General features: G+C 31.4%; 8 protein-coding genes and 1 pseudogene. All 9 read left to right on the top strand.

Annotation, left to right across the window (positions count from 1 at the left end; translation table 11 throughout):
- Positions 1 to 245 precede the first annotated feature (245 nt).
- The 9 genes and pseudogenes from KJ849_04750 (at position 246) to KJ849_04710 (ending at position 9,416) form a co-directional block, all read left to right on the top strand.
- Positions 246 to 1,142, top strand: coding sequence for a tetratricopeptide repeat protein (locus tag KJ849_04750; protein MBU2599863.1), 897 nt, complete (start codon positions 246 to 248; stop codon positions 1,140 to 1,142).
- A 24-nt stretch (positions 1,143 to 1,166) separates the two neighbouring features.
- Positions 1,167 to 2,192 carry a rod shape-determining protein gene (locus KJ849_04745; protein ID MBU2599862.1) on the top strand — a complete coding sequence of 342 codons (1,026 nt, stop codon included), beginning with the start codon at positions 1,167 to 1,169 and terminating at the stop codon, positions 2,190 to 2,192.
- 3 nt (positions 2,193 to 2,195) lie between these two features.
- Positions 2,196 to 3,017, top strand: coding sequence for a rod shape-determining protein MreC (gene mreC / locus KJ849_04740; protein ID MBU2599861.1), 822 nt, complete (start codon positions 2,196 to 2,198; stop codon positions 3,015 to 3,017).
- Positions 3,004 to 3,510, top strand: a complete 507-nt coding sequence (mreD, locus tag KJ849_04735; GenBank protein MBU2599860.1) for a rod shape-determining protein MreD — start codon at positions 3,004 to 3,006, stop codon at positions 3,508 to 3,510. The genes mreC and mreD overlap by 14 nt, the downstream gene beginning before the upstream one ends.
- Positions 3,500 to 5,269 carry a penicillin-binding protein 2 gene (gene mrdA, locus KJ849_04730; protein ID MBU2599859.1) on the top strand — a complete coding sequence of 590 codons (1,770 nt, stop codon included), beginning with the start codon at positions 3,500 to 3,502 and terminating at the stop codon, positions 5,267 to 5,269. The genes mreD and mrdA overlap by 11 nt, the downstream gene beginning before the upstream one ends.
- Positions 5,270 to 5,274: 5 nt before the next feature.
- On the top strand, positions 5,275 to 6,612 hold the full coding sequence (rodA, locus tag KJ849_04725) for a rod shape-determining protein RodA (protein MBU2599858.1): 1,338 nt from the start codon (positions 5,275 to 5,277) through the stop codon (positions 6,610 to 6,612).
- A gap of 3 nt (positions 6,613 to 6,615) precedes the next feature.
- Entirely contained in the window at positions 6,616 to 8,397 is a 1,782-nt protein-coding gene (locus KJ849_04720) for a TIGR03960 family B12-binding radical SAM protein (GenBank protein MBU2599857.1), read from the top strand.
- Positions 8,398 to 8,422: 25 nt separating this feature from the next.
- The gene (locus KJ849_04715; protein MBU2599856.1) at positions 8,423 to 9,088 is read left to right on the top strand and encodes a TIGR03936 family radical SAM-associated protein; all 666 of its coding nucleotides are present in this window, start codon (positions 8,423 to 8,425) and stop codon (positions 9,086 to 9,088) included.
- Between the two features lie 85 nt (positions 9,089 to 9,173).
- Positions 9,174 to 9,416, top strand: a pseudogene (locus KJ849_04710) (SAM-dependent methyltransferase).

The raw sequence follows: 9,416 nt of genomic DNA, 5'->3' as shown, positions 1-9,416 counted from the left end.
GAAAGGTGCATATTCTTCCATTGGATCACCCTTGGAGGAAGTTTAAAATAAACCCATATAAAAGATCATTTTTATCTAATACAAAATAGGACATTTCTATTTAACGGAAAACAGGACATTTTCATTTTGCTGTTACAGAAAATATTTGCTCTTGATGAAATTGATATTTACTTTTGTTATTATTAATTAGTAAGTAACTTAGCTTTCAGCATTTCAGTAAAAGATTTTAGAAATTATGGCTGGAAATGATTTATAAGGTTAAAAGAAAGATTAAGAAAAGGATTACCTGGTTAAACGAGAATAAAAGAAAACTTCTCTTTTTTAGTTTGTCTTTGGGGTTATTAATAACATTAACTTGCCTATATCTTTATAAATGCAAAAGAGATAATGAAAAAATAGAGAATATTAAAAAAATACTCCTTAAAGACCCAACCAATATTGAGAAATGTATTGAATTAGGAGATCTCTTTTATAAAAAAGTAATCAATCCCACGGATGAAAAGGACTTAATAAGATATACTGACGAAACCATTAAATATTATCGTAAGGCTATAGCTCTTGATAAGGAAGAGTTAATTGACCCCATAATCTTTTCTCGCTTAGGAATAGCTTATTTTAAAAAGAGCAGAGAATTAAATGGGAGCTACTATTATGTTGAAGCTATTCAAAATTTAGAAGAAGCTATTAATAGGGGTTACAACAATTATGAGACATATTTATATTTAGGTCATGTCTATTTTAAAAATGATATCTTTGATAAAGCTATCTTAAATTATGAAAATGCTTTAAAAATGAAGAGTAATGACTCAAATATTCTCTTTAACATTGCTTGGACCTACAAATCAAAAGGAGATTATCGTAAGGCGATGGAAAAGTTTAACCAAGTCCTGGAACAAAGAAATTTATCTCCAAAAATAAGATTAAATACTCATTTAGGTTTAGGTGAAGTATTTTATTATCTTAACTCCAATGAAGAAACTTTAAAACATTGTCAAAAGGTTTTAGATATTGATAAAAATTCAATAAAAGGAAGATATTGGTTGGGTAAAGTTTATTTAAGGATGGGTAAATTTAAAAAAGCAAAAGAAGAATGGAAAAAAATCTTTAAATTAAATCCAACTGATCTGAAGTCTAAAAAATAAATTAAAAAGGAGAAGGTAGGTAAAATGGGCTTATTTAATTTTTTTCAAAGATATTTTATTAATGATATAGGAATAGATTTAGGAACAGTCAATACTTTAATTTATAAAAGAGGAGAAGGTATTGTTTTATTTGAACCCTCGGTAGTATGTATCAATAGACAAACTAATAAAATTATCTTAGTCGGCGAAGAAGCTCGTAAGATTATAGGTAGAACTCCGGCTAATGTAGAAGTTGTTAAACCTATGAAAGGCGGCGTTATTGCTAATCTTGAGATTGTCAAAGAGATGTTGCTTCGATTTTTATCTAAAGCTCAAAATAAAAAATCGTTCTTAAGACCACGAGTAGCCATTGGAATTCCTTCTATCATTTCAGATATAGAGAAGAAGTCAGTTAAAGAAGCAGTAGAACAATCTGGAGCAAGAAAAGTTTTCTTGATTGAAGAACCAGTAGCGGCTGGAATTGGAGCTAATATTAATATTTATGAACCTAAAGGAAATATGGTCTTGGATATTGGCGGTGGCACTACAGAAATAGCTGTGATTTCTATGGGTGGAGTAGTGATTAGTAATTCCATCCGGACCGCTAGTCAGGCTATAGATGAAAGCATTATTCATTACTTAAAAAAGAATTATTACTTATGGATAGGAGAACAAACCGCAGAAGAATTAAAGATAAAGGTTGGTTTGGCTATTCAAGAAGAAAATGAATTATTTATGGAGGCACGGGGTCGAGATATTGGCTCTGGATTGCCTAAGAGTAAAACCATAGGTTCTAATGAAATATATCTAGCTTTAAAAGAAGTAGTAAATTCAATCTTAGATTTAGTCATCTCTACCTTAGAAAATATTCCACCAGAATTATCTTCCGATATCTTAGAAAATGGAATTGTCATGACCGGAGGAGGAAGTCTTCTTAAGAATTTAGACAAGTTTATTTCTGAAAAGACAGGCATTCCTGTCCGGGTCGATCCCGATCCTTTGAGATGCGTAGTCTTTGGTTTAGGAAAGTGCTTAGAAGACATCAATCTTTTAGAAAAAATAAAGTTATAAATAATGATTAAGTTATCTATCAAACAAAAAGAGACAAAACTATTAATAGTTTTACTGGGAATTTCTGTATCTCTAATGATCTGTAATAATTTTTTCAAAGTAGAGAAAATTAGAAACATAATGAGAGAAATGGTCTCTCCTGTTCAAGAGTTGTATGTAGAAGGAAACTTATATTTGAGAGATTATGAGAGAGGTATAAAAAATTTCTACCAACTTATCGTTGAAAATAAAGAACTTAATAAAAAAATAGTTCATCTTACTAAAGAAAAAAAGTATATCCAAAGAGTCCTCTTAGAAAATGAAAGATTAAGAAAAATGATCCGTTATCAACGTCGGTTACCTTATGAAACTGTCTTAGCTAAGGTAGTGGTGTTTGACCCCAGTAATTTATTTAAAATGATTACTATTAATAAAGGAAGTAAGCATGGTCTGACTAAAGATATGGAAGTAGTAACTTTTATGAATAATAAGGAAGAATTAGTGGGAAGGGTAATGAAAGTAGGAAGGTATACTTCTCAAGTAATATTATTATTAGACCGAAATAGCCAAGCAGGAGTATTCATTAAGAGAAATAAGATTAGTGCTGTCTTGGTAGGGAATAATTATAATTATAAATTAAACTATGTCGATAATAGAGCAGATATTCAGATAGGAGATGAAATCATAACCTCTGGTCAAGGAGGAGTATTTACGGAAGGGTTTTTGGTAGGAAAAATTTCTAAAATTAAATCTACTTATCAATTAGACTTATTTTACGATTTAGATGTTTTACCTACCTTAGATCAAAATAAATTAGAGGAAGTATTAGTGATTGTTAGCCAATAAGTTCCAAAAGAAAATATTTAAAGCCTTTTTTCTCATTCTCTTGTTTTCTATAACTTTAATCCTCCAAGCAAGTTTTTTAAACAAGATCTTATTTTTTGGAGTAAAACCTGACTTACTCTTAATTTGTATCTTTCTAATCACTTTACACCAAGGACTGTTTTACGGAGAGGTTTTTGGGTTTATTATAGGCTTGGCCGAAGATTCATTATCAGGGTGCGTCTTAGGTACTAATGCTTTTTCTAAAGTATTAATCAGTTATCTTATCAATCTGTCTTCTAAATACTTCCAGATTAAAAAATCAATTATCAAGCTATTGCTTCTCTTTCTCTTCTCTTTTATTAATGCCTTTCTGATCATCCTTCTTAATCTTCCTCTTGGTAGGCTCACCTTAAATATATACTTAATTAAGGACATATTTTGGAGTGCAATTTATACCGTTTTTATGGGTATCTTTGTTTTGTGGGGATTAAAACTGTTAAGAAATGAAAAATAATTTAGTTGAGTTTACTGAGGTTACAAAAAGATTACAGTTTTTAAGTATCTCCTTCTTTCTTATTTTATTAATAATTATCGTAAGATTGCTCTATCTTCAAATTCTTAAAGGAGATTATTTTTATCAAGTTTCGGAAGAAAATAGGATTCAACTAATCAACATTCCTGCCCCAAGAGGAATAATTTATGATCATAAAAAAGTTCCTTTAGTAAAAACTGGGCCTTCTTTTGACATTATGGTAACTCAAATAGGTTTAAATAAGAAACAGACCATGGAAATGGCTAAAAAGTTATCTAAAATTTTAGGTAAAAAAAAGGAAGAGATTTTGCTCTTAGTCAACAAAAAAAAGGCTCTTTCTTCTATGTCTATCTTAGTTGCAGAAAATGTACCTAAAGAAACAATGATCAAAGTAGCTGAACAAAGAATAAATCTACCTGGAGTAATAATTCAAGTAAGTCCTAAAAGATTTTATGTCTACGGTGAATTAGCTTCTCATCTTTTAGGATACATTGGAGAAGTAAGCGAGAAAGAGATAGAAGGAAGCGAAGAAGGAAATTATAAGCCAGGAGACTTAATTGGAAAGACCGGTGTAGAAAAGTTATTAGATGAGCATTTAAAAGGAGAAGATGGTGGTAAGCAAGTAGAAGTAGATGCCAAAGGAAGAGAGTTGAGAATATTAAATTACAAAGAACCTATACCTGGTAGAAATGTTTATCTTACTATTGACTTTCAGATCCAAAAGATTGCTGAAGAAGCAATGAAAGATAACCATGGAGCGGTAGTCATTATCAATAGCGATAATGGTAAAATATTAACCTTGATCAGCAAGCCAAGTTTTAATCCTAATATCTTTACTACTCGTTTAAGAAAAGAAAAGGTCAATGAAATACTAAACCATCCTTATAAAATTTTGATGAATAGAGCTATTCAAGCTCAATATTCACCTGGTTCTGTTTTTAAGATTGTGGTAATGATAGCTGCTTTAGAAAACAACAAGGTTAACCTTAATTATAAAATAAGATGTCAAGGTAAGTATTATTTAGGCAATAAAGTATTTAAATGTTGGAAAAAAGAAGGTCATGGAGCCGTAAATTTAATTGAAGCTATTACTAAGTCTTGTAATGTTTATTTTTATAATTTAGGAAGAATGGTTGGAATTAATCCTATGGTTGAAGTAGCTAAAAGATTTAACTTAGGAGAAAAAACCCATATTATTTTACCTAATGAAAAAAGAGGTCTGCTTCCTTCTCCTAAGTGGAAGAAAGAAAATTTCAAAGAAAAATGGTATCCAGGAGAGACGATTAATATGAGCATAGGTCAAGGTTATACTTTAGTTACCCCTATTCAATTAACGTGTTTAATTTCTGGAGTAAGTAATCAGAAGGTTATTTATCAACCCCTGATTATAGAAAAAGTGGAAAACTTAGATAGAAGTAAGTTAATTAGTTACCAAGAACCGGTGGTAAATTGTCAGTTAAATTTTAAAGAAAAAACATTACAAATATTAGATGAAGGTCTTAAAAAAGTAGTTAAAGCTGGGACTGGTTGGAATTCAAATGTAGAAGGATTAGAGATAGGGGGAAAGACCGGTACGTCTCAAAATCCTCACGGTGAAGACCATGCTTGGTTTGTTTGTTATACCCATATTAATGGGGTAAATTTAGCTATGAGTATTCTGGTAGAACATGGAGGTATGGGTGGAAAAGTAGCTGCCCCCATAGCTGGAGAAATTTTATCTAAAATAAAGGAACTACCTTAAAGAATATGAGGAAATCTAATTTACTAAAAGAATACTTAAATAAATTAAAAAACTTAGATCTTATTTTAATATTAGCTACTTTAATCTTAATAGCCATAGGGATATTAGTCTTATTTAGCCTTACTTTTAACAGCAAACTTAATCAAGACTTGCTTTGGAATAAACAACTTATTTATTCTTTAATTAGTTTTGTGGTCATGATTGGCATTGCTTGTTTAGATTTTAATAAGATTAAAAAATATGCCCTTATTTTTTATGGATTTAGTCTCGGTTTGTTAGTAGTGGTCTTGTTTTATTCTAAAGCCATAAGAAACGTCCATAGTTGGTTGTCTGTAGCTGGTCTTTCTTTCCAACCTTCAGAAGTAGCTAAAATTTCAACAATATTATTATTAGCTAGTTATTTGGCTAGTAAATCAAATAGGATAAAAGAGTTTAATTATTTAATCCTACCTTTTATCATTATTTTAATTCCTTCTTTCTTGATCTTAAAGCAACCTGACTTAGGCACTGCTTTGGTCTTTCTTCCCTTTATGTTTATCATGATTTATGTAACGGGGGCAGATAAGACATTGATCTGTGGTTTGTTAATCGCTGGTATTTTAGCCATAACCATTACTCTATTAGGTGCTTTTATAGAGATTAAATTAAAACATAGAGTAGAATTAAACACGCTCACCTTCTTAAATTATTATAAATGGAAAGTGTTAATAGGTTTAATCCTCATTGTTTTTGTAATTTCAATCTTAAGTAAATTATTCAAGGAAGCTATCTCCAGCTTAAAGACAACCCTTGTTTATTTTTTAAGTTTAGCGACAGGAGTAACTAGTGCTTTATTTGTATTTAATTTTTTAAAAGACTATCAAAAGAAACGACTATTAGTCTTTATTGATCCTAGTATCGATCCGTTAGGTTATGGTTATAATATTATTCAGTCCAAAGCTGCTATTGGTTCTGGAAAACTATTTGGTAAAGGGTTTTTATCAGCTACTCAAACTCGATTAGGTTTTCTTCCAGAACAACAAGCAGACTTTATATTCTCGGTCATCGGTGAAGAGTTTGGCTTGATCGGTCTCTTAATTGTCCTCTTCTTATTTGGAGTAATTATCTTTCGAGGACTTTATTTAACTTGTTTAGCCAAGAATGATTTTGAGTTTTTAGTAGGCATAGGAGTAATTTCTTTAATTGCCGTGCAGATGATTATTAATGTAGGGGTATCTACCGGCATTATACCGGCCACTGGACTTCCCCTGCCTTTTGTTAGTTACGGAGGATCTTCTTTATTTGTTTTTATGATGGGTATAGGATTGTTATTAGGAATAAAAAATCAAAAGCCTTTGGAGTAAAACTTGAAGAACAAAACGTGGCATTCTCTGTTAGACAACATTTACAAGCCAGGTCGTTATTTAGGTAAAGAAATTAATAGTCTTAGAAAAGATTTTAAGAAAGCAAAGATTAAATTTGCTCTTGCCTTTCCAGATCTGTATGAAATAGGCATGTCTCATTTAGGACTCCAAATCTTATATTATCTCTTAAATAAAGAAGATGATGTCCTGGCGGAACGTGTTTATATGCCAGACTTAGATTTCATAAAGAGATTGAAAGAGACTGATACCTTACTCTTTTCATTAGAATCAAGAGAGCCTCTTCATAAATTTGATCTAGTTGGATTTAGTCTGCAATATGAGTTAAGTTATACTAATGTTTTAGCCATGTTAGAACTTTCTAAAATTCCTGTTTATGCTAAAGATCGGATTAATAATGAACCTCTGATCATAGCTGGTGGTCCCTGCGTAAGCAACCCTGAACCTATGGCAGACTTCTTTGATCTATTTTGCATCGGAGAAGGAGAGGAATTAATAATAGAATTGGCAAAAGCCTACAGAGAAAATAGAGCTCTTGAAAAAAAAGCCCTCCTTTGGAAGTTAGCTCAAATTGAAGGTATTTATGTTCCGTCCCTTTACAAGACGGTAAAAAATAAAAAAGAGGTTTATGTAATCCCTAAAGACAAAGATACTCCTCCTAAGATCAAGAAATGCTTAGTTAAAGATTTAAATAATGTCCCCTACCCTACTTCTCAACTTATTCCCTTAATAGAAACTGTCCATAATCGAGCTGTTTTAGAAATTGAGAGAGGCTGCACCGGAGGATGTAGATTTTGCCATAGTGGTATGATTGGTAGACCACGAAGAAGAAAAAGTATAGAAACCATAGTAAGGTTAGCCCAAAAAATTATTGAAGAGACTGGCTATAGGGAGATATCACTGTTATCTTTAAATGTTGTTGATTTTCAAGGAGCTATCAACTTGTTAGAAATATTAGTCAATATCTTTAAGGAAAGGAAGATAGCTATTTCATTTCCTTCTTTGCGAGTAAGTAAGCAAGTTTTAGAATTAGCTAAAATTTCATCCATTATTAAAAAGAGTGGAATTACCATTGCTCCAGAAGCAGGAACAGATAGATTACGGAAGATCATTAACAAAAGGATCACTACTGAAGAGATTATAAATTTAGTTCATGGGATATTTGAAATGGGTTACAATTTGATAAAATTATATTTTATGATTGGTCTTCCTTTAGAAAATGATGAAGATATTATGGGTATTGTCAAATTAGTAAGAGCCATAAGAAAAGGTAAGTCAAAAAGAAAGGTGATTAAAGTAAGTATCTCTTCCTTTATCCCTAAACCTCATACCCCTTTTCAATGGGAAAGCCAAGATAAAATTTATGAAATTAAGAGAAAACAAAGACTCTTAATTGAAAATATGAGAGAAAAAGGAATAGAGCTTTCTTGGCATTCGGCAGAACAAAGCACTTTAGAAGCAGCTTTAGCCAGAGGGGATCGAAGAATAGCTACGGTGATTAAAAAAGCTTATGAAGCTGGCTGTATCTTTGATAGTTGGTCAGATAGATTTAACTTTAAGATTTGGGAAGACAGTTTTAAAGAAGAAGGTTTAGATTTAAGTAATTATGCCAGTAGAAAGATAAACATTAGAAGTCGACTCCCCTGGGATCATCTCGACATGAAAGTAAATAAGAAATTTTTAATCAAAGAATATTTAAGAGCTAAACAAGAGAAAGAAACCAGTGATTGCTATAAAGGGCAATGCCTTTCTTGTGAAGCCTGCTAAAAATCAAGGAAAATTTAACCCTTAAATGATCAATAATAATACTTCCGTAAAAACAAAGGACACTCTTTATCGAGCAAGGTTTAAGTATGCTAAGCTCCAGGATATGAAGTATTTATCCCAATTAGATATTACCCGGATAATCAAACAAATCTTATTTTTGGTTAAAGCTCCGGTGGTGATCAAAGAAGGGTTTAATCCTCAACTTAAAATTTCTTTTGGGCGAGCACTTCCCTTAGGAATAAAAAGCATTTGTGAATACTTTGATTTATTTTTATATCAAGAGAGTGATTTAGATAAGATGATCAAAGATATGAATAAAAAGTTTCCCTCTGGATTAAAGATTTTAAAGGGCCAGTATATTTCTTTAAAAGAAGAATCAATCTTTTCCTCTATGAATACCGGTATCTTTAAAGTAGCAGTAGTTCTAAACAAAGATTTTGAATTAGTCGAAGCTAAAATTAAAAATCTTATGATCAATCAGGATAAGATAAATTTTACCACCAAGAATAAAGAGAAAGAAATCCTGCTTGCTACTATATTAAGGAGCATTGATATAAAAAACAGAGGAAAGAACCAAGCAATTATTAGTCTAGTTTTAAAAGATATAATCGACCCAAAAAAGATCTTAGCTTTTCTAAATGAAGATATAAAGATAAGCAATATTCGATGCCTAGAGTTTTTAAATACTTAGTGGTCTCTAAAAATACAGCAATTCTAATTATGACCCGCTAACAATGGTTAGGCAAAGTAACAATCTTGAACAGTGGGTTAAGTGCACTCCGCGCCACATTATTGATTTTATTGTGGCGGCGGTTGACCCGAAGAAAGACGAAACGATTTGTGATCCTGCTTACGGAACGGCTGGATTTTTGATTTCTGCTTATAAACATATTTTCAAACAACATGGAATCCCCCTTAATCCCCCTTTGATAAAGGGGGAAAGTAGCAAAGCCACAGGGGGATTTAAATCGCTTACTTGTTTATTTATTCCTTACCTGATTGGAGTGATAAGTATCTTG

The sequence above is a fragment of the bacterium genome, from assembly GCA_018830565.1.
Lineage (GTDB): Bacteria > UBA9089 > JAHJRX01 > JAHJRX01 > JAHJRX01 > JAHJRX01.
This window is presented reverse-complemented; position numbering and strand designations above follow the sequence as displayed.

Excerpts from the sequence above, each read along its gene's own strand:
- KJ849_04750 (MBU2599863.1), top strand. The coding sequence starts at position 246 with ATGATTTATAAGGTTAAAAGAAAGATTAAGAAAAGGATTACCTGGTTA.
- KJ849_04745 (MBU2599862.1), top strand. The coding sequence starts at position 1,167 with ATGGGCTTATTTAATTTTTTTCAAAGATATTTTATTAATGATATAGGA.
- mreC (MBU2599861.1), top strand. The coding sequence starts at position 2,196 with ATGATTAAGTTATCTATCAAACAAAAAGAGACAAAACTATTAATAGTT.
- mrdA (MBU2599859.1), top strand. The coding sequence starts at position 3,500 with ATGAAAAATAATTTAGTTGAGTTTACTGAGGTTACAAAAAGATTACAG.
- rodA (MBU2599858.1), top strand. The coding sequence starts at position 5,275 with ATGAGGAAATCTAATTTACTAAAAGAATACTTAAATAAATTAAAAAAC.
- KJ849_04715 (MBU2599856.1), top strand. The coding sequence starts at position 8,423 with ATGATCAATAATAATACTTCCGTAAAAACAAAGGACACTCTTTATCGA.